Here is a 26,052-nt window from a genome sequence, read left to right as displayed (position 1 = left end):
AAGGAATATTCGTCGCAGACGCTGTTCGCCGTTAAGCAACCCGCGTCCAGACGGAAAAAGTGGGAATAAGATAAGTTTTCTTTACCGGGAAGTAAAATCCCGTATGCGCTCAATCTGCAAAATTTCGCCATATTTGCTGGATATCGTCCATCAGATACCCGCGATAGAGCAAAAAGCGCTGTACCTTAACCTTTTCTGAAAAGTTTGAAGGGAGCGGCTCGCCATATTTGCGAACGGCCTGTTCACGTGCCATTTCACTCCAGTCAATTTCACATTCTCGCATCGCTTTTTCAGTCGATTCACGGGAAATGCCTTTCTGATTCAACTCCTGGCGAATACGCGCCGGGCCATAGCCTTTGCGGCTACGACTGGCGATAAAGCGCATCACGAAGCGCTCGTCATCAAGATAGTGGTGTTCGTGGCACCAGGCGATCACGCGTTCATAATCGTCTGCCGTCGCATCAATCTCTTCCGGCCCATTTTTGCCCATCACCGGCGCGGAGAGTTTACGCCGTAGTTCCTGCTCGCTGTGATCGCGGACAGCAAGAATACGTACCGCACGATCAAGGAGACGAGCATAAGCGGGACGGCGCGATGTGGGTTCACTCATAAAAAACCTTAACAGGGGTAAATGCCAAAAGGGCCGCATAAATGCAGCCCTTGATGGTAATTTAACGTTTTGCTGAATGGCGGCTTCGTTTTGTCCGACCCACCATCACCTGATGATTAAAAATCTTCGTTGGTTTCTGCAACGCCTTCGCTATCGTCAACGGCGAAATCGGGCGTGGCATTCTGATTACTCAACAGTAATTCACGCACTCTTTTCTCGATCTCTTTCGCTGTTGCCGGGTTCTCTTTCAGCCAGGTAGTCGCGTTCGCTTTACCCTGGCCAATCTTCTCGCCGTTGTAGCTGTACCATGCGCCCGCTTTCTCGATCAGCTTCTCTTTCACGCCCAGGTCAACCAGTTCGCCATAGAAGTTGATGCCTTCGCCGTAGAGGATCTGGAACTCGGCCTGCTTAAACGGCGCGGCGATTTTGTTTTTCACCACTTTCACACGCGTTTCGCTACCCACGACATTATCGCCTTCTTTCACCGCGCCAATACGACGGATATCAAGACGAACGGAGGCGTAGAATTTCAGCGCGTTACCGCCGGTGGTGGTTTCCGGGTTACCAAACATCACGCCAATTTTCATACGGATCTGGTTGATGAAGATCAGCAGCGTATTGGACTGTTTCAGGTTCCCCGCCAGCTTACGCATCGCCTGGCTCATCATACGCGCCGCGAGGCCCATGTGAGAGTCGCCGATTTCGCCTTCGATTTCCGCTTTCGGCGTTAGCGCCGCTACGGAGTCGACCACAATGACGTCCACCGCGCCTGAACGCGCCAGCGCGTCACAGATTTCCAGCGCCTGCTCGCCGGTATCCGGCTGAGAACAGAGCAGGTTATCGATATCGACGCCCAGCTTGCGTGCGTAAACAGGGTCAAGCGCGTGTTCCGCATCGATAAACGCACAGGTTTTACCTTCACGCTGCGCAGCGGCAATCACCTGCAGCGTCAGGGTCGTTTTACCGGAAGATTCCGGCCCGTAAATTTCGACGATACGCCCCATCGGCAGACCGCCCGCACCGAGTGCGATATCCAGTGAAAGCGAACCGGTGGAGATAGTTTCCACATCCATAGAACGGTCTTCACCCAGACGCATGATGGAGCCTTTACCAAATTGCTTTTCAATTTGGCCCAGTGCTGCCGCCAACGCTTTCTGTTTGTTTTCGTCGATAGCCATTATTACTCCTGTCATGCAACTTGGTATTGAACCGGATAGTGAATTCGTACTGTTGAAGCAATTATACTGTATGCTCATACAGTATCAAGTGTTTTGTAGAAATTGTTGCCACAGGGTTTGTAGCGCGTATGTCGTCGCCTGTCGACGCACCGATTCACGGTCGCCGCTGAAGCATTCCCGACGCGTAATCCCTTCTCCACTGACGCTGGCGAAAGCAAACCACACCGTACCAACCGGCTTTTCTTCACTGCCGCCATCCGGCCCGGCAATCCCGCTAATAGCGACAGCAAAATCGGCGCGAGCGGCCTTCAGCGCCCCGATCGCCATTTCGACCACTACGGATTCGCTGACCGCGCCATGCTGCGCCAGCGTCTCTTCACGCACGCCAATCATCTGCGCTTTGGCTTCATTACTATAGGTGACAAAGCCGCGTTCAAACCAGGCGGAACTTCCGGCGATGTCGGTAATGGCTTTCGCCAGCCAGCCGCCGGTACAGGACTCCGCTGTCGTTACGGTCGCCCCGCGCGCTTTTAACGCCAGCCCGACCTGTTCGCTAAGCCGCATCAGTTCACTGTCAGTCATCATGACCTCTGTCAGTTAGAAATCCTGCCGCACAAGATAGCACTTTCTCACCAGAGATGGGGACGAGCTGTCGATTTTACGAGTCGGATTCCGAAAAAATGCCAGCAGGTTATTTATGCAGAATGAAAGAGGTAGCACATGACTAAATAGCAGTACTATGTCGCTAAATTTACACGCACGGAGAGAAAGCAAGGATGTCACTCAAAAAAACGGAAAGCGCACAGCACAAACTGAAACAAACCTGTCAACTACGGCTGTGGTTAATTGTGGGTGGAGTATGTTCATTAGGAATGGGAGTACTGAATATATTGTCGTCAGGCTATTTTGAACCGTATGACGGCGGTCAAATTATCTTAGGCCTGGGATGTCTGGGTTATAGTCTGGCACTATCAAAAAAGATATCCCACTTGCAAGCCCAAAAAGCCATAGTAATAGCGGAGGGGGGCTCCCCTCCCTAAGCGTAAATTAGCGCACCCGCGCCAGCGCTACCGCCTGCCCCAGTTGCCAAACCGCCATCGCATAATGCGTGCTGTGGTTATATCGGGTAATGGTGTAGAAGTTCGGCAGGCCGTACCAGTACTGGTATCCCGTACCGATATCCAGACGCAGCAGGCTGGCTTCCTGATGATTGCCCAACGATTGCTGCGGCGTTAAGCCTGCGGCGGCAAGCTGAGAGATGCTGTATTTTGTTTTGAAACCATTCGCCAACCCAGGCGCCTGACCACTCGCCGGCACCGCAACCATATCGCCTTTCACCCAACCATGCGCCTTGAAATAGTTCGCCACGCTGCCGATGGCATCTACCGGATCCCACAAGTTAATGTGCCCATCGCCATTGAAATCGACCGCATATTCTTTATAGGAAGACGGCATAAACTGGCCGTAGCCCATCGCGCCGGCAAAGGAACCTTTCAGATTGAGCGGATCGTCTTGCTCATCGCGCGCCATGAGCAGGAAGGTTTCCAGCTCGCCGGAGAAATATTCCGCCCGGCGCGGATAGTTAAATGACAGCGTCGCCAGCGCGTCCAGAATCCGTGTTTTCCCCATGATACGTCCCCAGCGGGTTTCCACGCCGATGATGCCCACAATGATTTCCGGCGGTACGCCGTATACCTGCCAGGCGCGGTTCAGCGCGTCTTCATACTGATTCCAGAACGCGACGCCGTTTTGCACGTTATCCGGCGTAATAAATTGTTTGCGGTAGCGCAACCAGGCGCCATTTGGTCCGGCGGGCGGCTGAGTGGTCGGCGCTTGTCTGTCCATCAGACGCAGAACGTAATCCAGTCTTTTAGACTGCGAGAGGATCTCTTGCAGCTGCTGACGGTCGAAACCGTGTTTACTGACCATTTTATCAATGAACTGCTGCGCATTAGGGTTGTTGGCGAAGTCGCCGCCCATTTGCATGACGTTATGCTGCGGCTCAAGCAGGAAGCCGCCGGAAGGCGTGCCCGTCGTCGCTTGAGTCTCGGAAGATTTTGGCGTGCTGCTACAGGCAGCAAGCAATACGCAAAGTGGAAGTAACGCTACATAACGACGCTTGAACATGAGACATCCATTAAACAAATTCAGCCAGGGAGAAGTATGGTAAAGCATCCCCCCGCCGCACAAGGAAGCGGCACAAGAGAATAAATCACCTTTCCCCTCTCTCCAGTTTGTATCTGCTCCTCCACTCCCTCAATCTTTCAAGTTAAAATATTTTTCTTTTATTTTGAGATCAAAATAACACTTTTATACCTTTCAACATGATTACAATGAGCAGGAAGTTAGCAAGAAAACTAAAAACCCTACAGGAGAGAACAATGATCGAAACCATTACACATGGTGCGGAGTGGTTCATCGGGTTATTCCAGAAAGGCGGTGAGGTGTTTACCGGTATGGTGACAGGTATTCTTCCGCTACTGATAAGCCTGCTGGTTATCATGAATGCGCTCATCAATTTTATCGGCCAGCAGCGTATTGAGCGTTTTGCCCAACGCTGCGCCGGAAATCCGCTATCCCGCTACCTGCTTTTACCGTTTATCGGGACGTTTGTTTTTTGTAATCCGATGACCCTGAGTCTGGGACGCTTTATGCCGGAGAAGTACAAGCCGAGCTATTACGCGGCGGCCTCCTATAGCTGTCACTCCATGAACGGTCTGTTTCCGCATATCAATCCCGGCGAACTGTTTGTTTATCTGGGTATCGCCAGCGGACTCACCACGTTAGGGCTTCCTCTCGGCCCGCTCGCGGTGAGCTATCTGCTGGTAGGTCTGGTGACGAACTTCTTCCGCGGTTGGGTCACCGATCTCACCACCGCTATTTTTGAGAAAAAAATGGGGATTCAACTTGAGCAGAAAGTTCATCTGACAGGAGCGGTATCATGACACGGGTTCGCATTGAGAAAGGTGCCGGCGGCTGGGGCGGCCCGCTTGAACTGGACGTTACGCCAGGCAAAAAGATCGTCTATATCACAGCCGGTACGCGCCCGGCGATCGTCGACAAACTGGCGCAACTAACAGGCTGGCAAGCGGTGGACGGCTTTAAAGAAGGCGAACCGCCGGAAGCGGAGATCGGCGCGGCCATTATCGACTGCGGCGGTACGCTGCGCTGCGGTATCTACCCGAAACGCCGGATTCCAACCATTAATATTCACTCGACGGGTAAGTCCGGCCCACTGGCGCAGTATATTGTTGAAGATATTTATGTCTCCGGCGTAAAAGAAGAAAACATTACTCTAGTCGGCGAAACATCTGCCAGACCCCAGCCTGCCAAAACGACATTAGGACGTGACTACGACACCAGCAAAAAAATCACCGAGCAGAGCGACGGGCTGCTGGCAAAAGTCGGTATGGGAATGGGTTCTGCCGTGGCGGTACTGTTCCAGTCCGGTCGCGACACCATTGATACGGTCCTGAAAACAATTCTGCCGTTTATGGCGTTCGTTTCGGCGCTAATCGGCATCATTATGGCCTCAGGTCTTGGCGACTGGATCGCCCACGGCCTGGCGCCATTAGCCAGCCATCCACTGGGGCTGGTGACGCTGGCATTGATCTGCTCTTTCCCGCTGCTGTCGCCCTTTCTCGGCCCAGGCGCGGTTATCGCTCAGGTTATTGGCGTTCTGATCGGCGTTCAGATAGGTCTGGGCAATATCCCCCCGCATCTGGCGCTGCCCGCCCTGTTCGCGATTAACGCGCAGGCGGCCTGCGACTTTATCCCGGTCGGCCTGTCACTGGCGGAAGCGAAACAAGACACCGTTCGCGTCGGCGTACCTTCTGTGCTGGTCGGACGCTTCCTGACCGGCGCGCCCACGGTACTTATCGCCTGGTTTGTTTCCGGCTTTATCTATCAATAAGAGGTTCAGACATGAGCGTGATTTATCAAACCACCATCACCCGCATCGGCCAGAGCGCGATGGAGGCGCTCGGCGAAAAGATGCTGATTACGTTTCGGGAAGGCGCGCCGGCGGATATCGAAGAATTTTGCTTCATCCATTGTCATGGCGAACTGACCGGCGCGCTGCAGCCTGGCGCGCGGTGTGAACTGGGCCAACATTGCTATCCGGTCACGGCGGTCGGCAGCGTAGCCGAGCAAAACCTGCGTGAACTGGGGCATATCACCTTGCGCTTTGATGGTCTGCGCGAAGCGGAATTTCCCGGCACCGTACACGTTGCGGGGCCTGTACCGGACGATATCGCGCCGGGCTGTATTTTGACGTTTGTCGCTTAAGGAGAAAAAACATGAATCAAGTTGCCGTTGTCATTGGCGGAGGCCAGACCCTGGGGGCATTCCTTTGCCGTGGGCTTGCAGAAGAAGGATACCGCGTGGCGGTCGTTGATATTCAAAGCGATAAAGCCGCGAATGTCGCCCAGGAAATTAACGCCGATTTTGGCGAAGGTATGGCCTACGGTTTTGGCGCCGACGCCACCAGCGAGCAGAGCGTGCTGGCGCTGTCCCGCGGCGTAGACGAGATTTTCGGGCGCGTCGATCTGCTGGTTTACAGCGCGGGTATCGCCAAAGCGGCGTTTATCAGCGATTTCCAGTTGGGCGATTTTGACCGCTCGCTACAGGTGAATCTGGTGGGCTATTTCCTCTGCGCCCGTGAGTTTTCCCGCCTGATGATCCGCGACGGCATTCAGGGGCGCATTATTCAGATTAACTCTAAATCCGGCAAAGTGGGCAGTAAACACAACTCCGGCTACAGCGCGGCGAAATTCGGCGGCGTGGGGTTAACCCAGTCTCTGGCGCTGGACCTGGCGGAATACGGCATTACCGTACACTCGCTGATGCTCGGCAACCTGTTGAAATCGCCGATGTTCCAGTCATTGCTGCCGCAATACGCCACTAAACTGTGCATTAAGCCCGACGAGGTGGAACAGTATTACATTGATAAAGTACCGCTCAAACGCGGGTGTGATTATCAGGATGTGCTGAACATGCTGCTATTTTATGCCAGCCCGAAAGCGTCTTATTGCACCGGGCAGTCGATCAACGTAACCGGCGGTCAAGTGATGTTCTGACCGTGAATTGCCGGATGGCGCCGTAGGCCGGATAAGACGGTTACGCCGCCATCAGGCAAAACAACAGGAGCACATTATGGTTTCCACTCTGATTACCGTCGCCGTTATCGCCTGGTGTGCACAACTGGCGCTGGGCGGCTGGCAGATTTCCCGCTTTAATCGGGCTTTCGATAAACTTAGCCAACAGGGACGGGTCGGCGTCGGGCGCTCCGGCGGGCGTTTTAAGCCCCGGGTGGTGGTTGCCGTGGCGCTGGACGAACAGCAGCGGGTGACGGACACTTTATTGATGAAAGGCCTTACGGTATTCGCCAGACCGGTTAAAATTGCCGCAATGCAAGGAAAACATTTGCATGAATTACAGCCTGATGTGATCTTTCCCCATGATTCGCTCGCGCAGAATGCACTATCATTGGCGCTTAAACTGAAACATGGGTAATTTCGTTGTGAATGCGAATAGCTTGCGAAATTATCATTTTGCAACCTATACCCTAAATAATTCGAGTTGCAGGAAGGCGGCGACGCAGCGAATCCCCTGGAACGTACATCAATACGTGACCGGGGTGAGCGAGGAAAGCCAACGCACATGCAGCGTGAAGTATTACGGGTAAATACATAAGTCAGGGTAATCACGCCTATGAAACCTCGTCAGCGTCAGGCCGCGATTCTGGAGCACCTGCAAAAACAGGGAAAATGCTCGGTTGAAGAACTGGCCCAGTACTTTGACACGACAGGCACCACTATCCGTAAAGATCTGGTCATTCTGGAAAATGCCGGAACCGTCATCCGCACCTATGGCGGCGTGGTGTTGAATAAAGAAGAGTCCGATCCGCCTATTGATCACAAAACGCTTATCAACACCCACAAAAAAGCGCTGATAGCCGCAGCCGCTGTGAAATATATCCATGATGGCGATTCCATTATTCTGGACGCCGGAAGTACCGTGTTACAGATGGTGCCGTTGCTTTCGCGTTTTAGCAACATCACGGTGATGACCAACAGCCTCCATATTGTTAACGCGCTATCGGAACTGGACAACGAACAAACTATCCTGATGCCCGGCGGCACCTTCCGTAAAAAATCGGCGTCGTTTCACGGTCAACTGGCGGAAAACGCCTTTGAGCAATTCAGCTTTGATAAACTTTTCATGGGAACTGACGGTATTGACCTGAATGTCGGTGTGACCACGTTCAATGAGGTTTACACCGTCAGTAACGCAATGTGCAATGCAGCACGCGAGGTGATTCTGATGGCGGACTCCTCAAAATTTGGTCGTAAAAGCCCCAATGTGGTGTGCAGTCTGGAAACCGTCGACAAACTGATCACGGACGCGGGGATCGATCCGGCATTTCGTCAGGCGCTGGAAGCAAAAGGGATTGAAGTAATCATAACCGGAGAAAGCAATGAGTGATGCACTACTAAACGCGGGCCGTCAGACCTTAATGCTGGAGCTACAGGAAGCCAGCCGTCTGCCGGAGCGTCTGGGCGATGATTTTGTCCGCGCCGCCAATATCATTATTCACTGTGAAGGCAAAGTGATCGTTTCCGGTATTGGTAAATCAGGTCATATTGGTAAAAAAATCGCCGCGACGCTTGCCAGTACCGGTACTCCCGCTTTTTTTGTTCATCCGGCGGAAGCACTGCATGGCGATCTGGGGATGATTGAAAGCCGCGACGTGATGTTATTTATCTCCTATTCCGGCGGCGCAAAAGAACTCGACCTCATCATCCCGCGTCTGGAAGATAAATCCGTCGCGCTGCTGGCGATGACCGGTAAACCTCACTCTCCGCTGGGGCGAGCGGCAAAAGCCGTTCTGGATATTTCCGTCGAGCGTGAAGCCTGTCCGATGCATCTGGCGCCGACATCCAGTACCGTCAATACGCTGATGATGGGCGATGCGCTGGCGATGGCGGTCATGCAGGCGCGCGGTTTTAACGAAGAAGATTTCGCCCGTTCGCATCCGGCTGGCGCACTGGGCGCGCGTTTGCTCAATAATGTGCATCACCTGATGCGCCAGGGCGATGCAATACCGCAGGTGATGCTCGCCACCAGCGTGATGGATGCCATGCTGGAACTTAGCCGTACCGGGCTGGGGCTGGTGGCGGTTTGCGATGAGCAACATGTTGTGAAAGGCGTCTTTACCGACGGCGACCTGCGTCGCTGGCTGGTAGGCGGCGGCGCGCTCACCACGCCAGTAAGCGAAGCCATGACGCCCAACGGTATTACGCTCCAGGCGCAAAGCCGCGCCATTGACGCCAAAGAGCTCCTGATGAAACGCAAAATTACCGCCGCGCCAGTGGTCGATGAAAACGGCAAACTCACCGGCGCCATTAACCTGCAGGATTTCTACCAGGCGGGGATTATCTAATCCTTCAGTCCCAGACGCTTCGCCAGCCGATGCAGGTTGGCGACGTCGGTTTCCAGCGCCCGCGCACTGGCCGCCCAGTTGTGATTATTTTGCGCCAGCGCCTGGCGAATCATCTCTCGCTGGAAGTTCTCCGTCGATTCGCGCAAATTGCGGCAGGCCGGCAACGCCAGAAAGCTTTCCGCAGACGGCGCGGGTAAAACGTCCTCTGACAAGGCAAAATGCTGCTCCTCCAGTACCACCTCATCCCCTGCCCGGGTCGCTCTCGCCAGTACAACCGCACGGTGAATGGCATGTTCCAGCTCCCGGACGTTGCCCGGCCAGCCATAGTTGAGCAAATGGCGGCGCGCGCCGGGACTCAGTACCACGCGGGACAGCCCCAGCCGCAGTCGGCACTGCTCGCAAAAATAGCCCGCCAGCAACACCACATCATCGCCGCGCTCGCGCAGCGGCGGCACAAAGAGCGGGAAAACGCTCAGGCGATGGAACAGGTCGGCGCGAAAACGCCCCGCCAGCACCTCTTCACGCAGGTCACGGTTGGTCGCCGCCAACACCCGCACATCCACGCGCAGGCTACGATCGTCGCCGACGCGCTGAATATCGCCATACTGCAACACGCGAAGTAGCTTGGCCTGTAGCGCCAGCGACAGTTCGCCAATCTCATCCAGAAACAGCGTACCGTTATCCGCCATTTCAAACTTACCGCTACGATTACTGATAGCCCCGGTAAAAGCCCCTTTTACATGACCAAACAACTCGCTCTCCGCCACGCTTTCCGGCAGCGCGGCGCAGTTGAGATAGACCAGCGGATTGACCGCTCTGGGGGAGCCCTGGTGAATAGCTTTCGCCACCAGCTCTTTACCGGTCCCCGTTTCACCGCCGATCAGCACGTTAAGATCGGAGCCCGCCACAATCTCGATCTCTTTTTTCAACTGCGTCATCGCCGGCGACAGACCGATCATGTGCGTCTCTTTTATCGGTTCAAACACGCCTGACGACCCCGGCAGCATGTTCTGGCTTTCCAGTTGTTCAATTAACAGCGCATTACTCAATGCCCCGGCGGCCAGCGCGGCGACAAGCCGTAGTTCTTCATCGCTAAATACCTCGAACTGCTCCGGCGTCATAGCATCAAGGGTCAGCGCACCGATGAGGTTCTGTCCGGCAAACAGCGGCAGACCAACACAGGCGTGGACTTTCAGGCTTTCCTGTCCGGGAATTAACCCGTCATATGGATCGGGTAAATCGCTATCAGCCGGAAAACGCACCACGTCCCCCGCGCGGGCGATGGCTTCCAGGCGCGGATGCCCTTCCAGGGTAAAACGTCTGCCGAGGACGTCCTGCGCCAGGCCATCAATCGCCAGTGGAATAAATTGTCGTGATTCATAACGCAGCAGCGCCGAGGCGTCGCACGCCAGCACCTGACGCAGCGTAGTAATCAGCCGCTGAAAACGATCCTGATGCCCAATGCCGCGTTGTAACTCAATGGCGATGCCCGCCAATACCTCCACGGAAAAACTCATGGTTACCTCATTGTCATTTTGACAATCTATAGTGTCATATTGACAGCATCATTTATAGTCTTTTTGACTATACCAAAAATACAAAATTATTATAATTTCATATAAATCAATAAGATGTAAAGTTGGCACACTACCTGCAATAAGCAAAACAACTTTTTGCAAACGTTGAATGAATTGAGGTGGTTATGTCTATTCTGGTTAAAAATAATATTCATTGGGTTGGCCAACGCGACTGGGAAGTACGTGATTTTCACGGCACTGAATACAAAACGCTGCGTGGCAGCAGCTATAACAGCTATCTCATTCGTGAAGAAAAGAATGTGCTGATCGATACCGTCGATCATAAGTTTAGCCGTGAGTTTGTGCAAAATCTGCGCAGTGAAATCGACCTCGCGGACATCGACTACATCATCATTAACCATGCCGAAGAAGACCATGCAGGCGCGCTGACCGAACTGATGGCGCAGATCCCGGACACGCCTATCTACTGTACCGCCAACGCCATTGACTCTATCAACGGCCATCACCATCACCCGGAATGGAATTTTAAGGTGGTGAAAACCGGCGATACGCTGGATATCGGCGACGGCAAGCAGTTGATCTTCGTGGAAACGCCGATGCTGCACTGGCCGGACAGCATGATGACCTATATGACCGGCGACGCGGTGTTATTCAGCAACGACGCCTTTGGTCAGCACTACTGCGACGAGCACCTGTTCAATGATGAAGTGGACCAAACTGAACTGTTTGAACAATGCCAGCGCTACTACGCCAATATCCTGACGCCGTTCAGCCGTCTGGTAACGCCAAAAATTACCGAAATCCTCGGCTTCAACCTGCCGGTGGATATGATTGCCACCTCACACGGCGTGGTATGGCGCGACAACCCAACGCAAATCGTGGAGCTGTATCTGAAATGGGCGGCAGATTATCAGGAAGATCGTATCACTATTTTCTACGATACCATGTCGAACAATACTCGCATGATGGCGGATGCCATCGCACAGGGTATCAATGAAGTGGACCCCAACGTGGCGGTCAAAATCTTTAACGTCGCCCGCAGCGATAAAAATGAAATATTGACCAACGTCTTCCGTTCGAAAGGCGTGCTGGTCGGCACTTCTACCATGAACAACGTGATGATGCCGAAAATCGCTGGTCTGGTGGAAGAGATGACCGGCCTGCGCTTTCGCAACAAACGCGCCAGCGCCTTCGGTTCTCATGGCTGGAGCGGCGGCGCGGTGGATCGACTGTCCACGCGCTTACAGGATGCCGGTTTTGAAATGTCCCTGAGTCTGAAAGCGAAATGGCGTCCGGATCTGGATGCGCTGGAGTTGTGCCGTCAGCATGGTCGCGACATCGCCCGTCAGTGGGCGCTTGCTCCGCTGCCGGAAACCACACAGAAAACCGCGCCAGTCGAAGAAACCACAACCTGCACCGCCGCAGACCTCGGCCCCAAAATGCAATGCAGCGTATGCCAGTGGATTTACGACCCTGCGCTGGGCGAGCCGTTGCAGGATGTCGCGCCGGGTACGCCGTGGAGCGACGTGCCGGATAACTTCCTGTGCCCGGAATGTTCATTAGGTAAAGACGTGTTCGACGTACTGGCGACGGAGGCAAAATGAGTCGGGGGATCATCATTATTGGGTCGGGCTTCGCCGCCCGCCAGCTCGTCAAAAATATCCGTAAACAAGATGCGCATGTGCCGTTAACTCTGATTGCGGCGGACAGCATGGATGAGTACAACAAGCCCGATCTCAGCCACGTTATCAGCCAGTCGCAGCGCGCCGATGATCTCACCCGCCAGTTAGCGGGGGAATTTGCTGAACAGTTTAATCTACGACTGTTCCCGCATACCTGGGTTACTGACATTGATGCCGATGCCCATGTGGTGAAAAGTCAGGATAAGCAGTGGCAGTACGACAAGCTGGTACTGACGACCGGGGCGACAGCCTTTGTGCCGCCGATTGCAGGACGTGAGTTAATGCTTACTTTGAATAGCCAGCAGGAGTACCGCGCCTGTGAGACACCACTGCGCGACGCGCAGCGAGTGCTGATTGTCGGCGGCGGTCTCATTGGCAGTGAATTAGCAATGGATTTCTGCCGCGCCGGGAAAACGGTAACGCTGATGGATAACGCCGCCAGCCTTCTCGCCTCACTGATGCCACCGGAAGTGAGCAGTCGCTTACAGCATCACCTGACCGATATGGGGGTGCATCTGCTGCTGAAATCGCAGTTGCAAAAACTGGAGAAAACCGAAGCCGGTATCCGCGCTACGCTGGTAAGCCAGCATAGTATTGAGGTCGATGCGGTGATTGCCGCCACCGGCTTACGCCCGGAGACCGCTCTGGCGCGCCGCGCCGGGGTAGCCGTCAACCGCGGCGTCTGCGTGGATAGCTATCTACAGACCAGTCACCCGGATATTTATGCGATCGGCGATTGCGCGGAAATCAATGGTCAGGTGCTGCCCTTCCTGCAACCGATCCAGTTAAGCGCGATGTACCTGGCGAAAAATCTGCTCGGCGGCAACGCGCCGCTGAAGCTACCGGCGATGCTGGTCAAAGTCAAAACGCCGGAACTGCCGCTGCATCTGGCGGGAGAAACTCAGCGCCGCGATTTAAGCTGGCAGATTACCGCAGAATCTGACGGTATGATTGCCAAAGGCATGAGTGGAGAAGGCCAGCTACGCGCCTTTGTGGTGAGTGAAGACCGCATGAAAGAGGCCTTTGCACTGCTGAAAACGTTGTCGGTATAAGCCTGTGATGCCGGATAGCGCCGCTTCGCGTCTTATCCGGCCTACGAGTGAGCATCTGTTTACACGCCGGATAAGGCGCAGCCGCCATCCGGCGCCCTACACTTCCCTTAACGCTCGCGCTGCGGCAATCACGCCCTGTCCAAACGACAGTCCGCCGTCGCCCGCCGGTAACCGCTGCGGAAATAACAATTTAAAATCAGAAAGATAAAAGGCAAGACGCGCGCGCAGTAAGCGGTTGTGTATCACCCCGCCGCTGAAGACCAGAGTGGTTATCCCCCGCGCCGTAGCCTGTTGGCGCATTAGCGTGGCAAACCCGCACGCCAGCGCATCATGAAAAGCCCAGGCGCGTTGCGCGGGCGTGGCCTGCCAGTTCAACCATTGCCGCCAGAAAACAGCGACGTCCAGTTGAGCGCCGTTAAGCGGCATCGTTACCGGATACTCAACGTTAGCGCATTGAGAGGCCAGCGCCTCCAGCGCGCAGGCGGCCTCGCCCTCATAGCTAAGCGATGCTGGCGCGCAGCGAAGCGCGGCAGCCACCGCGTCAAACAACCGCCCGCAGGAAGAGGCCAACGGGGCATTGACGCCGCGCTCAATGGCGCGCGCCAGGACACTCCAGTTTTGCTGTTGCAGCCCCGCTGTCTCCGGGTAATTCTGCCAGTCCGGCACAAAGCGCAGGCACTGCGCTAACAGATTACGCCACGGCTGTTTGGCAGCCAGATCGCCTCCCGGCAGCGCCACGGCGGGTAAACCGCCTAAATGTTCGCATTCGCGATAATTGACCCGCAAACATTCTCCGCCCCATAGCGCGCCATTCTCACCCATGCCGATACCGTCTACCGTCAGGGCAATCACCTCTCCGCCGTCCAGCGGCCAACCATGCTCGGCCAGGCAAGCCGCCGCATGGGCATGATGGTGTAACACCGTCTCTGTCGGCAGACGCATCTCACTGGCCCACTGACTGGAAACATAGCCCGGATGCGCATCACAGACGATACGCTCTGGCGTAAAATCGTAGATTGACTGGATCAAACGCAATGCCTCGCGCCACTGCGCCTGGATACCGTCATCGCTGAGATCGCCTAAATGTTGGCTGACAACCGCCTGTTCGCCGCGTACCAGACAGAACGTGTTTTTCAGATCCGCGCCCAGACAAAGTATCGGCGGCACATCGCGAAATCCGGGCGGCAACGCAATCGCGTCCGGCACGTATCCCCGCGAACGACGCAGCATTTCGCCGCTGTCGCGCACGACAGAGTCGTCCATGCGCTGTACAATGTCGCGATTGTGCAACAGAAAACCATCGGCAATATCGTGTAAATCGTCCAGCGCCTGTTCGTTGGTGATGGCGGGCGGTTTGCCGCTCAGGTTGCCGGATGTCATCACCAGCGGGTAATTGAGTGCCTGCAACAAGAGATGTTGCAATGGGTTGGCTGGCAGCATCACGCCCACTTCCGTAAGTCCTGGCGCGATGCCCTCACTCAGCGAAGGTACATACTGCTTATCCACCAGTACAATCGGGGCCGCTGGCGTGGTCAGCAGCGAACGCGCCGCGGTCGGCAGCGTTTGCGCCGTGGGCAACATCACCGCCAATGGTTTCGCCGGACGATGTTTACGCGCCCGCAGCATCGCCACTGCGTTATCGTTGCGCGCGTCGCAGGCCAGATGAAAACCACCCAGCCCTTTAACGGCAATAATGCCTCCGGCGTTCAGTTGGGCGACCGCCGCCTGCAAAGCCGCCTCTTTTTCCGCTCGTTCATGTTGGCTCCGCCACTCAAGATGCGGCCCGCATGACGGACAGGCAACGGGCTGGGCATGAAAACGGCGATCGTACGGATCGCGGTATTCGCTGTCGCATTCCGGACACAAGGGAAACGCCGCCATCACCGTAAATGGCCGGTCATAGGGCATAGCGCGAATAATGGTGAAGCGTGGTCCGCAGTGGGTGCAATTGATGAAAGGATAACGGTAGCGCCGCTCGCCTGGGGTATTCATCTCGGCAAGACATGCCGGGCAGGTCGCCGCATCCGGCACGATTTGCGTGTTCATCGAACCGCCTGCGCTCTGACGAATGGTGAAATCCGTCGGTGCGCGCTCCCATACCAACGACGCGTGTTCAACGCTGTCAATGCGCGCCAGCGGCGGGCAATCCTGATAGAGCGCGGCAATAAATTGCGACGGATCTTCCAGCAGCCGAACGACGACGCCGTCGCCGTCATTACACACGTCGCCGTGTAATTGCAACTGCTGCGCCAGCTGCCAGACAAAAGGACGAAAACCGACGCCCTGTACTTTGCCCCGAATGCGTAGCTGTACGCCGGAAGGTGTGTCTATCGCCATCTTATTTTCCCGCCATCATCGAACCCGGATGCCTGATGGCGCGACGCTTATCAGGCCTACAACCGCACGGACCGTAGACCGGATAAGGCATTGATGCCGCCATCCGGCAATGCTTTGTGGCGTATTCTACGCGCAATCGCAGAAATCAGAAAAGCAGCGATGCCGTTGAATCCAGCGCCGCACGACGGCGTTTTTCCGCGCTCAGCTGTTCAAGCTTATTGCGGTCCACGCAGATGAGGGCGTGCGTTGGGCAAGCGGCCATACAGGCCGGACCGGCTTCACGGTGGTGACACAGATCGCACTTGTTGGCTTCGGCTTTTTCGGCACGCACGTTTAGCCCCGCGCCGCTATTGCGAACCACCGGACGAACCACCACTTCCATGGCGCCGTAAGGACATGCCACTACGCAAGTTTTACAGCCAATGCAGCGTTCCTGCATCACATGAACAAAGCCTTTGTCACGGCTGATGGCACCATTCGGGCAAACGTTGGCGCACGGCGCATCTTCACACTGGCGACACAGCGTTGCCGTGGAAACGTTCACGCCTTTGATAACATGGATACGAGGTAAAAAGGTTTCAGGGGTCAGCGATGCGCAATCCTGATTTTCCTGATGGGATACGACGCAAGCCACTTCACAGGTACGGCAACCAATGCACTTACTCGCGTCTGCAATGATGAAACGGTTCATCAAATTCTCCAGCAATAACAGATGATGTGCCGATATATACACGAATCGTGCCAATTTTTATTTCATTGTTATTTAAGAATATTCTTTCTATTTTCGTGAGCATTTACGTGTCATCGTCACAAGTGTCGATGACACGTAATGTCGCCAGTGGTGGTCAAGATTTGCAGTGATAGCCAGCCAACTCTGCACAGAAACTGGCATCAATCCTGATTAACGCCTGGCAATACGTTACCGCGTATTAAACAGCGCTGCGTAAGGGAAAGATCGTCCGTTTGCGGATTCCTTCCGGCAATAGGTTTGATAATTAATTTACGGCCAGGATAGTGATTAAAGCGGGTCAGCGCCGGATAACTCAACCGGCCAAACCAGCCGTGTACGCGCTGCCAGCGGGCGTCCTTCACCTGATATAAATTGGTTATCCAGTAGCCTGAGTCAAACTGCATATCCAACAGTTGCGTGCGACCATTGCCCTGTAAATCAAGCAAATCATCGACGCCAGTATCGGTGGCGGTATAAAACCCCCACGGTTCAAAGACGCAGGGGCGGCCATTCTTGAGAAAGGTGAAAATGATGTATTGCGCGCTCGGCGCCAGGCCCAACCCAGGATTGCCCAACCAGATAACCAAGTCCTGAATGCCGTTACGATCGAGGTCAGCGCGATAAAATTGCGCATTACCCGCCAAATTAATCAGCCTTCCCACCGGGACAACCCACGAATTACCGGCTCTGTCTTTTCCGCTAATCCGCCATTCGTTATCTTTTTTCGGCTCCGGCAGTAGCGTCACGCTACTGACTCCGACCTGGCGAAAATGCCAGGTCTGGTCGGGCGATACAGAATAAGGCAGGATCAAAAGCGGCTTCAGCGCACGCTTTTGCGCATATTCACCGTCGCTCATCGGCAGGTAACCGACAACACCGGTAGCCAGTGCGCGTGCGGCGAGGCAGAGAAATAGCAGTCCGCTCCATACGATAATCTTCACGTTCTTCTTACCGCCTATGCCGGGTAACACAAATCCATCCAGAATGAGTACGCATTTTACGCCTCCGGCGCGTCCAGCGCGGCAAATCCGCCGTTTCCCTGCCAGCCTTCCAGGCGCTGATAGACGATGTTTACCGCGTCCTTAATCGGTTGAGTCATCGGATAATAAAACCCGACGATATCCGGCTGGATACCAACAAAAATCACCTCGCCGACATCCTCTTTCAGCAGATCGATAAGGTAGTTCAGCGGCATATTGTGGGTGGTCATCATAAACATTTCGGCGATATCATCCGGATCGATGATGCGGATCTCGCCCGGATTAAGTCCCATATCGGTGGCGTCGACAATCAACAGACGCTGCGGGCGCAGTTCGCGAATCGCCACAATGTCGTTTTCCGGCGCGCTGCCGCCATCGATGACAACCCAGTTGCCCTTCGGCTGCGCCGCGCACATTTCCGCCAGTAATGGGCCTGCGCCGTCGTCGCCCATCATGCTGTTGCCGACACAGAGTAAAACGTCAGTCACGAAGCCTCCTCACCATCAGGTAGATGGCGCTTTCCTGATGAATGTCATGCAGCATACTGAGCATCAGTTTGCTCCATTCTTGCTGCTGCGGGGTCTGCGCGGCGCGCGCCTCATCAAACGCGCGCGCCAGCATTTGCACATGGTTGAAATCGATGACGATCTCGCCATACTTCGGCACGCCTTCCATTTTACGCCGGGCATCGCTACCGGCTTCCAGGGTGGCGATCCACGCCAGATACTCATCCCATGGGCAGGTGAGCGCGGCCTCCAGGCAATCGATAACCCCCAGGTGGTGACCAATCGCCAGGCTGTAATAGACAACCTGCTGCGCCTCGGCGGGCGTCGCATCGTTCTCATCAATAAACTTACGGCTCAGTTGACTGAACACCACCTGTTCGCTCATCGGATACGCGCCTCTTCAACAACATGATTGAGATGGATGACAATTTCGGTTAAACGCGGATCGTTTTCCGCTTCCAGCCAACGCGCCACTTGCTGCTCGCCCTGCCCCAACTGTGTCAGGTAATCATCGGCGATCTGACGACCATAGCGATAACCCGCCAGCCGGCACGCCGCGCGATCCACCTTCACGCGCAGCGGCTGCACCATATCCGGATGCAGGATCTCTGCGGGCTGATCGTCCAGCTCACCCGGCGCGCGGGCGTGGATTTTCTGCTCCAGCAGGCCAAGCGCCATTGCAAAGCCATACAGCGTGGCGGCAGGCGTTGGCGGGCAGCCTGGAATGTACACATCCACCGGGACGATTTTGTCGGTACCGCCCCAGACGCAGTACAGATCATGGAAGATGCCGCCGCTGTTGCCGCAGGCGCCGTAAGAGATACAAATTTTCGGGTCCGGCGCCGACTGCCAGGCGCGCAGCGCCGGAGAGCGCATGGCGCGGGTCACCGCGCCGGTAAACAGCAGAATATCGGCATGACGCGGCGACGGTACTACTTTGATGCCGAAACGCTCGGCATCAAACAGCGGCGAAAGCGTCGCAAAGATTTCGATTTCACAGCCGTTACAGCCGCCGCAGTCCACGCGGTAAACGTATGCCGAACGCTTAATATTTTTCAGTAGAGACGCCTTCATGCTGGCGATGGATTCATCCACCGTCATCGGTACCGGAATGCCGTTGGCGTCACGCGGGCCTAATAAATTGCTCATTAGCTGACCTCTTTCATATGGCGAGTCAGTTCAATACGGTCGGACGGCACCAGGCATTTCTGACGCTTACAGTCCGGGCAGGTCTCAAAGCTTTCGCGGTGGTTTTCTGCTCGGCTGTCGCCGTTGTGCGCAAGCAGCGCAATGGCGTAGTCGATCTCTTTCTGTACCGCGAAAGGACGATTGCACACGCGGCAGTTGCACAGCGCGAAGCGGGACTGTTGCAGGAAGTCTTCTTTCTTCCACACTGCCAGTTCGTACTCTTGCGACAGTTTGATCGCCGCCGTCGGGCACACCTCTTCGCAGCGACCGCAGAAGATGCAGCGGCCAAGATTGAACTGCCACGCCAGCTCATTGGTCGCAAGATCGGTTTCCACCGTCAGCGCGTTCGACGGGCAGGCATTAACGCAGGCGGCGCAGCCGATGCACTGCTGCGGATTATGTTCCGGCTTGCCGCGGAAGTTTTTATCAACCGCAATCGGCTCCAGCGGATAAGACGAGGTCGCCGTGCCGGTTTTGATAACTTTTTTGATAAAGGTAAACATGGCGATTCCTTATTTCAGCGGCGAGTTTTTACGCTCAATGCTGTAGCGCTCAAGTTCTTTGTACGGCACGACTTTGCTCTTCTTCTTACGTACATCGACCACGGTCATCCGGTCGGTACAGGAGTAGCAAGGATCGAGGCTACCGATGATCAGCGGCGCGTCGGAGACGGTGTTGCCACGCAGCATATAACGCAGGGTCGGCCAGTTGGCGTAGGTTGCCGCACGGCAGCGCCAGCGGTAAAGCTTCTGGTTGTCGCCGGTCATGCTCCAGTGGATATCGTCACCACGCGGCGCTTCAGCGAAGCCGAGCGCAAAACGGTGCGGAATATAGGTAAAGCCTTCCACCATCAGCGGGCCGCCCGGTAGATTATCCAGACCGAAATCGATCATATTCAGCGAGGTGTAGACTTCGTTGATACGGACTTTCAGACGAGAAATCACGTCGCAGCCCTGCTCGCTATGTACTTCCATCGGCAGCAGACCGTAGCCGACAAACGGGTGGTCGGCGCGGGTGTCGCGGGCGTGACCGCTGGCGCGCACCATCGGGCCGACATTACTGAAGTCGCGGGCAATTTCCGGGTCCAGACGGCCGATACCCACGGTACGCTGTTCCATATTCGGCGTGCTCAGCAGCATGTCCACCAGCTCCTGCACGTCACGACGCATCTGCTGCGCCAGTTGACGGGTCTGGATCATGTCCTCTTTGAGCAGATCGCGGCGAATCCCGCCGATCAGGTTCAGACCGTAAGTTTTGCGCGCCCCGGTCAGTATTTCCGCCATCTTCATGGAGGTTTCACGCACGCGGAAGAACTGCATAAAGCCGGAGTCAAAGCCGGTAAAGTGGCAGGCGAGGCCTAGGTTCAGCAGGTGCGAGTGCAGACGCTCCACTTCCAGCAGAATGGCGCGGATCATCTGCGCACGCTCCGGCACCTGAATGCCCATCGCGTTTTCCACGGAAGTGGTGTAGGCAGTGCTGTGCGCGAAACCGCAGATTCCACACACGCGATCCGACAGGAAGGTGACTTCGTTATAACCCATGCGGGTTTCCGCCAGTTTTTCCATACCACGGTGGACGTAGAACAGGCGGTAGTCGGCATCGATAATGTTTTCGCCATCGACGAACAGACGGAAGTGGCCCGGTTCATCGGAAGTGACATGCAGCGGGCCAATCGGCACCACGTTATTTTTCTTGTCACCCAGCTCGTTAATGAACTCGTAGGTTTCCGCATCGGTGGTCGGCGCCGGGCGCTGACGATAATCCATGCTGTCTTTACGCAGCGGATAGAGTTCATCCGGCCAGTCGTCCGGCAGCACCAGACGGCGCTCGTCCGGCAGACCGACCGGGATTAAACCGTACATGTCGCGTACTTCGCGCTCACCCCACACGGCAGCCGGCACGCGCGGCGTAACGGATGGGAATTCCAGCTTATTGGCATCCACTTCAACACGGACGGTAATCCAGCACTTGGTGCCCTGCTCCATCGACAGCACGTAATAAACGGCATAGTGGCCGCACAACTGGCGTTCGTCATTACCGAACAGCACCGACAGCCACCCACCCTGCTGGTAGTAAAGAAACTCCACCACTTCCGGCAGATAGTTCACTTTTACCGTAATAGTCAGCTGATCTTTGGTCTGCCAGGCTTCGTCCATCACGACGCCCGGAAACGCCTGGTGCAGCGCCGCAAGGTATTGTTGACCTAATTTTTCTTCAAACATGCTCAAACTCTCTTAAATCACGCCGCCAGCAAGGAGACGAAGGCTAAAAACGCAAACCCAAAACCGGCCCAGGTCACGCGTGAAGTGGCGCAAAAACGCAGTCGCGCCATGCTGTTTTCAAACAGGGCGATCACCAGTACGCCGACAATCAGCTTGACGACGGCAATCACCAGCGCCAGTAACAGTCCGCCTGCGCTGAAGGTTTCCATCTGTCCCCACGGCAAAAACACGCCGACGAACATTTGCAGCACCACCAGTTGTTTCAGGCTGATGCCCCATTTCAGCACCGCAAAGCCGCTACCGCTGTATTCGGTCAACGGCCCTTCCTGCAACTCCTGCTCCGCTTCCGCCAGGTCGAACGGCAGCTTGCCCATTTCGATAAAGGTGGCAAAGGCGCAGGCGCACAGCGCCAGAATCAGCGGAATACTGCGCGCGACAGGCCAGTGATAAATGGTATCGGCGATATTGCTGATATGAGTTGAACCCGCCACCTGCGCGGCTACCCACAGACCCAGCAGCAGAATCGGCTCCACCAGCACGCCGAGCATCGCTTCACGGCTGGCGCCGATCGCAGTGAACGGACTGCCGGTATCCAGGCCTGCAATAGAGAAGAAGAAGCGCGCAATCGCGAACAGATAAATCAGGGTGATTAAATCACCCAGTTGCGGCAACGGAGATCCAACGGTGACGACCGGCAGCGCGGTGGCGATAGTCAGCATCACGCCGACCATCACAAACGGCGTCAGGCGAAAAACCCAGCCGGAATCAGCGGGCGCAATACTCTGACGACCGAGCAGTTTGATAATGTCGCGGTACTCCTGCAACACGCCCGGCCCACGGCGATTGTGTAGACGGGCGCGCGCCACGCGAGTAATACCGGACAGCAATGGCGCAACGGCAAATAGCACCAGCGCCTGAATTAACGGATAAAACACACTCATTTTCAGGCTCCTCGTGAAACCACAATCACCACCAGCACCGCCAGCTCAATCAGCGCCAGACGACGGAACAGCCCCGCGGCCGCCGCGTTCTGCCAGCCCGGCACCAGCGATACCGGGTTCAGCCATTTACGCAGTTTGAGTACCGGGGCAAAGGCCTCTTTCACCGGCATGGCGAAACCGTGCGCGGTAATCACCATCGACTGCTCATGGTCGTAGCCGCACACCCAGGCCGCGCCGCGAGAACGCGACGGCAGACGGTTGCCTTTGAACATCGCCATAATGATGAATGGCAGTAGCGGACAGGCGACCAACAGCAGCGTGATCATCGGCTGCGATACGGTGGTGTGCGCGGTTTCCAGCGGCAACGGTACCGCAGTGGAAATCATCGGCAGCAGCCACGGCGCGGCAACCCCGCCCAGTACGCAGCAAACCGCCAATGCCACCACGCTGACGCCCATCAGGATCGGCGCGCAGCTGGCATTTTCAGCTTCCTTCGTGCGCGGCGCGCCAAGGAACGTCACGCCGTAAACTTTCGCCATACACATCACCGCCAGCGCGCCGGTAATCGCCAGGCCAACCGCCAGCAGCGGTCCTAACAGACGACCAACAAACGCGCCGCTGTTGCCCAGTTTGAAGAAGGACTGGTAAATCACCCACTCGCCGGCAAAGCCGTTCAGCGGCGGCAGCGCCGCCATCGCCATCAGACCGACCAGCATGGCGATAGAAATAACCGGCATCCGTTTACCAATACCGCCCAGTTTTTCGATGTCGCGATGACCGGTACGGAACCAGATGCTGCCCGCGCCCAGTAACAGCACGCTTTTGAACAGGCTATGGTTCAGCAGATGATAGAGCCCGCCGGTCAGACCCAGCGCGATCAGTACCGGCTGATTGAGAGCAATCCCGGTAACGCCTGCGCCCAGACCGAGCAAAATGATGCCGATATTTTCCAGCGTGTGATAGGCCAGCAGGCGCTGAATGTTATGCTCCATCAGCGCGTACAGACCGCCGACAAAGGCGGTGATCATCCCAAGCACCAACAGCGCCACGCCCCACCACAGTGGCGCATTGCCGCCAAGCAGAGATAGCGAGAGAATGCCCAGCAGCCCGATTTTCATCACCACGGTCGAGAACAGCGCGGCGGCGGGAGCGCTGGCGTTGGCGTGCGCCTGCGGCACCCAACCGTGTAGCGGGATAATCCCGGCCAGCAGACCAAAACCGATAACGCCGAGCAGCCAGATATCGGAGCCCAGCGGCAGTTGCTGAGCGCGTTGATCCAGCAGCCCCAGATCCAGCGTGCCGTAGCGCTGCCACACCAGCCAGCAGGCGATTGCCAGCAGCAGCGTACCGAGACGGCCCAGCGCAAACCACAGTTTGCCCTCTTTGCTACCGCCGGTAAGGAACACGGCGCAGAGCGCCATGATTTCAGCCATCACCACCATCGTCCCCAGATTACTGGCGACCACAGCGCAGACGGCTGCCGCCATCAGCAGGTTGATCAACAGTCCGTTGGCTTTTACCTGTGGATGGCGATGCCAGTCGATATTGAACAGGCTGACGAACAGACCGCACAGCCCCAGCGTAATCAGCCAGATAGCATTCAGCGGCGTAATTTGCAGCATGTGACCGGTAAACGGCATCACGCCGCTAACCGTAACGGCGCTGGTCAGCGCGGTGAACCCCGCGCCTGCCGTACACAGGCTGCCGACCGCGCCGCCGATACCGGCAATCCAGCCGCTCAGCGCTTTATGAAACGAAAACAGAAACGCCAGAACGGCGGCGGCGGCAAACCACGCGACGCCGCTAGTAATCAGTGAAAGTGAACTCATTATGCATCCCCACTCTGAGCCTGCTGAAACAAGGTGAGATCGCCAAAATCGGTATTAAACGTCAGCTCACGTTTACGTTTGCTGGCGCGGGCGATATCCGTGTTCTCCACCAGGTGTAGCGCTTTAGTCGGGCACATCCGCACACAGGCCGGGCCTTGCTCGTCAAAGCTGCACAGGTCGCATTTCACCGCGATAGCGCGCACGCCCGGCACCCAGTCGAGCAACGTACTGACGCGCGCAGGCGCTGGCGGCGCGGGCGGCGCTTTCGGCGTATTGGCGTTCGCCGGAATATGCAGCGGACGGCTGCCGGAAAACTCAATAGCGCCAAACGGACAGGCAATACCGCACAGTTTGCAGCTCACGCACAGGCTTTCATTAAGCTGGACAGCGCCGTCAACGCGATTAATCGCGTTAACCGGGCATACCGTGGCGCATGGCGCATCTTCACAGTGGTGACAGAGCTGCGGCGCAGATTCTTTTTCATTCAGCATCACTTTCAGGCGCGGCATTGACTGCAGGCCATGCTGGCGATGCGTCTCTGAACAGGCGGCCTCACAGGTGTGGCAGCCGATACAGAGAGTGGAGTCAGCAATTACAAAACGATTCACCAGGCATTCCTCAGGTGATTGTCATTTTTGACGAAAACATGCCGTTGAAATGTCATTTTCGACACTTATCGACACGCCCATCCCCAAAACATTCATGACATGGCGCAACGCCACATCGCGAATCAAAGCGGGCAACGCCTCAGGCTTATACAGCCGGGCTGTGTCCCTTTACCAATTGGCGCAAATTAACCGGCGAGTTGGTTTCTACAGCGGTATAGAGGCTGTCGTAAACGCTGGCGATTTTTTCCAGATAGTGCTCCAGCACCTGCTCGCGATCGCGGTTGTTAACCCGTTCGTCAACCTTGCCGTCGATATCGAGCTGCGCCTGTGCAATCAATTGCTTATCTTCGCCATCTTTGGTTTCAACGTAGTACTCAATGGTGTGGCTGTTAAAACCATCCGCCAACGCAACGTAAATACGAAAGTGCTCAAACAGGACAAAGCAAAGATCCCTTTCCGGCGCGCAGCTCATTGCGTGATGCAGGCGCGCTTTCGAGAGGGTGATCCCCTGAACCAGCGAGTTGCAGTAAATATGCCACTGGTCCTGTAGGCGACGATGCCGTTGCGCGATGTAATCGGCCTTTTCGCTTATTTCCCAAATAGTCATGTCAGGTTACCCGTTTAACAGAGATGCCTGCGTTAAGCATTTTCCATGCCAATTTTTAACTTATTGTTTTTAATGGAAGACGCGCACAGTTACTGCCGTTTCGACGCGGTGACGACATGTCATTTCGTCATCGTCGACATTAACCTGCCAGGGGATACAAATATTGGCATAAATATTGCTTTACAGGGGCAACCACTACGGGAGGCGATATGCACGAAATCACCCTCTGCCAACGGGCACTGGAATTGATTGAACAACAGGCTTCAGCATACGGTGCAAAACGTGTGACAGCCGTCTGGATCAAAATTGGCGCATTTTCTTGCGTGGAAACCAGCGCTCTTTCCTTTTGTTTTGATCTGGTATGCCGCGGCACGATAGCAGAAGGTTGTAAACTGCACCTCGAAGAACAGGAAGCCGAATGCTGGTGTGAGCATTGTCAACAATATGTCACGTTGTTAACCCACCGTGTACGTCGTTGTCCGCAATGTCATAGCGATACGCTGCGAATTGTGGCCGATGACGGCTTACAAATTCGGCGCATAGAGATTGATGAAACTGAAGATTAATGCCGGATAAGACGCTCGCGTCGCCATCCGGCAG

28 protein-coding genes are annotated in these 26,052 nt (G+C 55.6%); 11 read left to right on the top strand and 17 right to left on the bottom strand.

The genetic code is table 11. The annotated features are described in order from the left end of the window. Window positions 1-109: 109 nt before the first annotated feature. From recX to pncC, 3 genes are all read right to left on the bottom strand, one after another. Window positions 110-610 (bottom strand): recombination regulator RecX, encoded by a 501-nt coding sequence (gene recX / locus AAYN39_RS12625; protein WP_001294863.1) that lies wholly within the window; start codon window positions 608-610, stop codon window positions 110-112. A 116-nt stretch (window positions 611-726) separates the two neighbouring features. Next, a complete protein-coding gene (recA, locus tag AAYN39_RS12620; RefSeq protein ID WP_000963150.1) occupies window positions 727-1,788 on the bottom strand; it encodes a recombinase RecA in 1,062 nt (353 codons plus the stop codon). An 84-nt stretch (window positions 1,789-1,872) separates the two neighbouring features. Then, a complete protein-coding gene (pncC, locus tag AAYN39_RS12615; RefSeq protein WP_000132240.1) occupies window positions 1,873-2,370 on the bottom strand; it encodes a nicotinamide-nucleotide amidase in 498 nt (165 codons plus the stop codon). A 194-nt stretch (window positions 2,371-2,564) separates the two neighbouring features. On the opposite strand from pncC, the gene AAYN39_RS12610 reads away from it, so the two are divergent. Then, entirely contained in the window at window positions 2,565-2,828 is a 264-nt protein-coding gene (locus tag AAYN39_RS12610) for a hypothetical protein (RefSeq protein WP_001772536.1), read from the top strand. A 7-nt stretch (window positions 2,829-2,835) separates the two neighbouring features. On the opposite strand, the gene mltB is transcribed toward AAYN39_RS12610, so the two are convergent. Then, window positions 2,836-3,915: a lytic murein transglycosylase B gene (mltB, locus tag AAYN39_RS12605; protein WP_000476820.1), complete on the bottom strand. Its 1,080-nt coding sequence runs from the start codon at window positions 3,913-3,915 to the stop codon at window positions 2,836-2,838. A gap of 254 nt (window positions 3,916-4,169) precedes the next feature. Here mltB and srlA point away from each other — a divergent pair, with 254 nt between their 5' ends. From srlA to gutQ, 7 genes are all read left to right on the top strand, one after another. Beyond that, the gene (srlA, locus tag AAYN39_RS12600; protein ID WP_000573335.1) at window positions 4,170-4,733 is read left to right on the top strand and encodes a PTS glucitol/sorbitol transporter subunit IIC; all 564 of its coding nucleotides are present in this window, start codon (window positions 4,170-4,172) and stop codon (window positions 4,731-4,733) included. After that, entirely contained in the window at window positions 4,730-5,701 is a 972-nt protein-coding gene (locus tag AAYN39_RS12595) for a PTS glucitol/sorbitol transporter subunit IIB (protein WP_000199043.1), read from the top strand. The genes srlA and AAYN39_RS12595 overlap by 4 nt, the downstream gene beginning before the upstream one ends. Window positions 5,702-5,712: 11 nt before the next feature. Further along, window positions 5,713-6,075 (top strand): PTS glucitol/sorbitol transporter subunit IIA, encoded by a 363-nt coding sequence (gene srlB / locus AAYN39_RS12590; RefSeq protein WP_000111554.1) that lies wholly within the window; start codon window positions 5,713-5,715, stop codon window positions 6,073-6,075. Window positions 6,076-6,086: 11 nt separating this feature from the next. Then, window positions 6,087-6,866, top strand: a complete 780-nt coding sequence (srlD, locus tag AAYN39_RS12585; protein WP_001077371.1) for a sorbitol-6-phosphate dehydrogenase — start codon at window positions 6,087-6,089, stop codon at window positions 6,864-6,866. A gap of 76 nt (window positions 6,867-6,942) precedes the next feature. Then, the gene (gene gutM, locus AAYN39_RS12580) at window positions 6,943-7,302 is read left to right on the top strand and encodes a transcriptional regulator GutM (protein ID WP_000255198.1); all 360 of its coding nucleotides are present in this window, start codon (window positions 6,943-6,945) and stop codon (window positions 7,300-7,302) included. A gap of 198 nt (window positions 7,303-7,500) precedes the next feature. Next, window positions 7,501-8,274: a glucitol operon DNA-binding transcriptional repressor SrlR gene (gene srlR, locus AAYN39_RS12575; RefSeq protein ID WP_000804536.1), complete on the top strand. Its 774-nt coding sequence runs from the start codon at window positions 7,501-7,503 to the stop codon at window positions 8,272-8,274. After that, window positions 8,267-9,232, top strand: coding sequence for an arabinose-5-phosphate isomerase GutQ (gutQ, locus tag AAYN39_RS12570; RefSeq protein ID WP_001278206.1), 966 nt, complete (start codon window positions 8,267-8,269; stop codon window positions 9,230-9,232). Before srlR ends, gutQ begins: the two co-directional genes overlap by 8 nt. Here gutQ and norR read toward each other — a convergent pair. After that, window positions 9,229-10,749, bottom strand: a complete 1,521-nt coding sequence (norR, locus tag AAYN39_RS12565) for a nitric oxide reductase transcriptional regulator NorR (RefSeq protein WP_000010816.1) — start codon at window positions 10,747-10,749, stop codon at window positions 9,229-9,231. The two genes, gutQ and norR, sit on opposite strands and share 4 nt — an antisense overlap. A 185-nt stretch (window positions 10,750-10,934) precedes the next feature. Here norR and norV point away from each other — a divergent pair, with 185 nt between their 5' ends. Next, complete coding sequence (gene norV / locus AAYN39_RS12560) at window positions 10,935-12,374, top strand: anaerobic nitric oxide reductase flavorubredoxin (protein WP_000025997.1); 1,440 nt, start codon at window positions 10,935-10,937, stop codon at window positions 12,372-12,374. Continuing rightward, window positions 12,371-13,504: an NADH:flavorubredoxin reductase NorW gene (gene norW, locus AAYN39_RS12555; RefSeq protein ID WP_000086352.1), complete on the top strand. Its 1,134-nt coding sequence runs from the start codon at window positions 12,371-12,373 to the stop codon at window positions 13,502-13,504. The genes norV and norW overlap by 4 nt, the downstream gene beginning before the upstream one ends. Window positions 13,505-13,600: 96 nt before the next feature. Here norW and hypF read toward each other — a convergent pair whose 3' ends face one another. The 12 genes from hypF to hycA form a co-directional block, all read right to left on the bottom strand. Continuing rightward, on the bottom strand, window positions 13,601-15,841 hold the full coding sequence (hypF, locus tag AAYN39_RS12550) for a carbamoyltransferase HypF (RefSeq protein WP_000963417.1): 2,241 nt from the start codon (window positions 15,839-15,841) through the stop codon (window positions 13,601-13,603). Window positions 15,842-15,986: 145 nt separating this feature from the next. After that, a complete protein-coding gene (gene hydN, locus AAYN39_RS12545; protein ID WP_001078791.1) occupies window positions 15,987-16,532 on the bottom strand; it encodes an electron transport protein HydN in 546 nt (181 codons plus the stop codon). Between the two features lie 200 nt (window positions 16,533-16,732). After that, the gene (locus tag AAYN39_RS12540; protein WP_000936688.1) at window positions 16,733-17,542 is read right to left on the bottom strand and encodes a hypothetical protein; all 810 of its coding nucleotides are present in this window, start codon (window positions 17,540-17,542) and stop codon (window positions 16,733-16,735) included. 26 nt (window positions 17,543-17,568) lie between these two features. Beyond that, window positions 17,569-18,039 carry a hydrogenase maturation peptidase HycI gene (gene hycI / locus AAYN39_RS12535; RefSeq protein ID WP_000132980.1) on the bottom strand — a complete coding sequence of 157 codons (471 nt, stop codon included), beginning with the start codon at window positions 18,037-18,039 and terminating at the stop codon, window positions 17,569-17,571. Next, the gene (locus tag AAYN39_RS12530) at window positions 18,032-18,442 is read right to left on the bottom strand and encodes a formate hydrogenlyase maturation HycH family protein (protein WP_000003725.1); all 411 of its coding nucleotides are present in this window, start codon (window positions 18,440-18,442) and stop codon (window positions 18,032-18,034) included. The genes hycI and AAYN39_RS12530 overlap by 8 nt, the downstream gene beginning before the upstream one ends. Further along, window positions 18,439-19,206: a formate hydrogenlyase subunit HycG gene (gene hycG / locus AAYN39_RS12525; RefSeq protein WP_000067418.1), complete on the bottom strand. Its 768-nt coding sequence runs from the start codon at window positions 19,204-19,206 to the stop codon at window positions 18,439-18,441. The genes AAYN39_RS12530 and hycG overlap by 4 nt, the downstream gene beginning before the upstream one ends. Continuing rightward, the gene (hycF, locus tag AAYN39_RS12520; protein ID WP_000493767.1) at window positions 19,206-19,748 is read right to left on the bottom strand and encodes a formate hydrogenlyase subunit HycF; all 543 of its coding nucleotides are present in this window, start codon (window positions 19,746-19,748) and stop codon (window positions 19,206-19,208) included. The genes hycG and hycF overlap by 1 nt, the downstream gene beginning before the upstream one ends. Window positions 19,749-19,757: 9 nt before the next feature. Continuing rightward, window positions 19,758-21,467: a formate hydrogenlyase subunit HycE gene (hycE, locus tag AAYN39_RS12515; RefSeq protein WP_000461354.1), complete on the bottom strand. Its 1,710-nt coding sequence runs from the start codon at window positions 21,465-21,467 to the stop codon at window positions 19,758-19,760. A 17-nt stretch (window positions 21,468-21,484) separates the two neighbouring features. Next, window positions 21,485-22,408, bottom strand: coding sequence for a respiratory chain complex I subunit 1 family protein (locus tag AAYN39_RS12510; RefSeq protein ID WP_000110563.1), 924 nt, complete (start codon window positions 22,406-22,408; stop codon window positions 21,485-21,487). A 2-nt stretch (window positions 22,409-22,410) separates the two neighbouring features. Beyond that, entirely contained in the window at window positions 22,411-24,237 is a 1,827-nt protein-coding gene (gene hycC, locus AAYN39_RS12505) for a formate hydrogenlyase subunit 3 (RefSeq protein ID WP_000097032.1), read from the bottom strand. Beyond that, entirely contained in the window at window positions 24,237-24,845 is a 609-nt protein-coding gene (gene hycB, locus AAYN39_RS12500; protein ID WP_001079164.1) for a formate hydrogenlyase subunit HycB, read from the bottom strand. Before hycB ends, hycC begins: the two co-directional genes overlap by 1 nt. Before the next feature lie 145 nt (window positions 24,846-24,990). Then, complete coding sequence (hycA, locus tag AAYN39_RS12495; RefSeq protein WP_000158074.1) at window positions 24,991-25,452, bottom strand: formate hydrogenlyase regulator HycA; 462 nt, start codon at window positions 25,450-25,452, stop codon at window positions 24,991-24,993. Between the two features lie 209 nt (window positions 25,453-25,661). Here hycA and hypA point away from each other — a divergent pair, with 209 nt between their 5' ends. Beyond that, window positions 25,662-26,018 carry a hydrogenase maturation nickel metallochaperone HypA gene (hypA, locus tag AAYN39_RS12490; protein WP_000544461.1) on the top strand — a complete coding sequence of 119 codons (357 nt, stop codon included), beginning with the start codon at window positions 25,662-25,664 and terminating at the stop codon, window positions 26,016-26,018. Window positions 26,019-26,052 lie beyond the last annotated feature (34 nt).

The organism is Salmonella sp. K21076, assembly GCF_039650795.1.
Classification (GTDB): domain Bacteria; phylum Pseudomonadota; class Gammaproteobacteria; order Enterobacterales; family Enterobacteriaceae; genus Salmonella; species Salmonella enterica.
Note: the sequence above shows the minus strand (reverse complement) of the source record. Positions and strands in the feature narration are given on the sequence as shown.

What these genes read in the sequence shown, in the direction of transcription:
- hycF (WP_000493767.1), bottom strand. Translation starts at nt 19,748, where the DNA reads ATGTTTACCTTTATCAAAAAAGTTATCAAAACCGGCACGGCGACCTCG.
- recX (WP_001294863.1), bottom strand. Translation starts at nt 610, where the DNA reads ATGAGTGAACCCACATCGCGCCGTCCCGCTTATGCTCGTCTCCTTGAT.
- hypA (WP_000544461.1), top strand. Translation starts at nt 25,662, where the DNA reads ATGCACGAAATCACCCTCTGCCAACGGGCACTGGAATTGATTGAACAA.
- gutM (WP_000255198.1), top strand. Translation starts at nt 6,943, where the DNA reads ATGGTTTCCACTCTGATTACCGTCGCCGTTATCGCCTGGTGTGCACAA.
- recA (WP_000963150.1), bottom strand. Translation starts at nt 1,788, where the DNA reads ATGGCTATCGACGAAAACAAACAGAAAGCGTTGGCGGCAGCACTGGGC.
- pncC (WP_000132240.1), bottom strand. Translation starts at nt 2,370, where the DNA reads ATGACTGACAGTGAACTGATGCGGCTTAGCGAACAGGTCGGGCTGGCG.
- norR (WP_000010816.1), bottom strand. Translation starts at nt 10,749, where the DNA reads ATGAGTTTTTCCGTGGAGGTATTGGCGGGCATCGCCATTGAGTTACAA.
- gutQ (WP_001278206.1), top strand. Translation starts at nt 8,267, where the DNA reads ATGAGTGATGCACTACTAAACGCGGGCCGTCAGACCTTAATGCTGGAG.
- AAYN39_RS12510 (WP_000110563.1), bottom strand. Translation starts at nt 22,408, where the DNA reads ATGAGTGTGTTTTATCCGTTAATTCAGGCGCTGGTGCTATTTGCCGTT.
- srlA (WP_000573335.1), top strand. Translation starts at nt 4,170, where the DNA reads ATGATCGAAACCATTACACATGGTGCGGAGTGGTTCATCGGGTTATTC.
- hycG (WP_000067418.1), bottom strand. Translation starts at nt 19,206, where the DNA reads ATGAGCAATTTATTAGGCCCGCGTGACGCCAACGGCATTCCGGTACCG.
- norW (WP_000086352.1), top strand. Translation starts at nt 12,371, where the DNA reads ATGAGTCGGGGGATCATCATTATTGGGTCGGGCTTCGCCGCCCGCCAG.
- hydN (WP_001078791.1), bottom strand. Translation starts at nt 16,532, where the DNA reads ATGAACCGTTTCATCATTGCAGACGCGAGTAAGTGCATTGGTTGCCGT.
- AAYN39_RS12610 (WP_001772536.1), top strand. Translation starts at nt 2,565, where the DNA reads ATGTCACTCAAAAAAACGGAAAGCGCACAGCACAAACTGAAACAAACC.
- AAYN39_RS12530 (WP_000003725.1), bottom strand. Translation starts at nt 18,442, where the DNA reads ATGAGCGAACAGGTGGTGTTCAGTCAACTGAGCCGTAAGTTTATTGAT.
- srlR (WP_000804536.1), top strand. Translation starts at nt 7,501, where the DNA reads ATGAAACCTCGTCAGCGTCAGGCCGCGATTCTGGAGCACCTGCAAAAA.
- hycC (WP_000097032.1), bottom strand. Translation starts at nt 24,237, where the DNA reads ATGAGTTCACTTTCACTGATTACTAGCGGCGTCGCGTGGTTTGCCGCC.
- hycE (WP_000461354.1), bottom strand. Translation starts at nt 21,467, where the DNA reads ATGTTTGAAGAAAAATTAGGTCAACAATACCTTGCGGCGCTGCACCAG.
- hycA (WP_000158074.1), bottom strand. Translation starts at nt 25,452, where the DNA reads ATGACTATTTGGGAAATAAGCGAAAAGGCCGATTACATCGCGCAACGG.
- srlD (WP_001077371.1), top strand. Translation starts at nt 6,087, where the DNA reads ATGAATCAAGTTGCCGTTGTCATTGGCGGAGGCCAGACCCTGGGGGCA.
- AAYN39_RS12595 (WP_000199043.1), top strand. Translation starts at nt 4,730, where the DNA reads ATGACACGGGTTCGCATTGAGAAAGGTGCCGGCGGCTGGGGCGGCCCG.
- norV (WP_000025997.1), top strand. Translation starts at nt 10,935, where the DNA reads ATGTCTATTCTGGTTAAAAATAATATTCATTGGGTTGGCCAACGCGAC.
- srlB (WP_000111554.1), top strand. Translation starts at nt 5,713, where the DNA reads ATGAGCGTGATTTATCAAACCACCATCACCCGCATCGGCCAGAGCGCG.
- hypF (WP_000963417.1), bottom strand. Translation starts at nt 15,841, where the DNA reads ATGGCGATAGACACACCTTCCGGCGTACAGCTACGCATTCGGGGCAAA.
- mltB (WP_000476820.1), bottom strand. Translation starts at nt 3,915, where the DNA reads ATGTTCAAGCGTCGTTATGTAGCGTTACTTCCACTTTGCGTATTGCTT.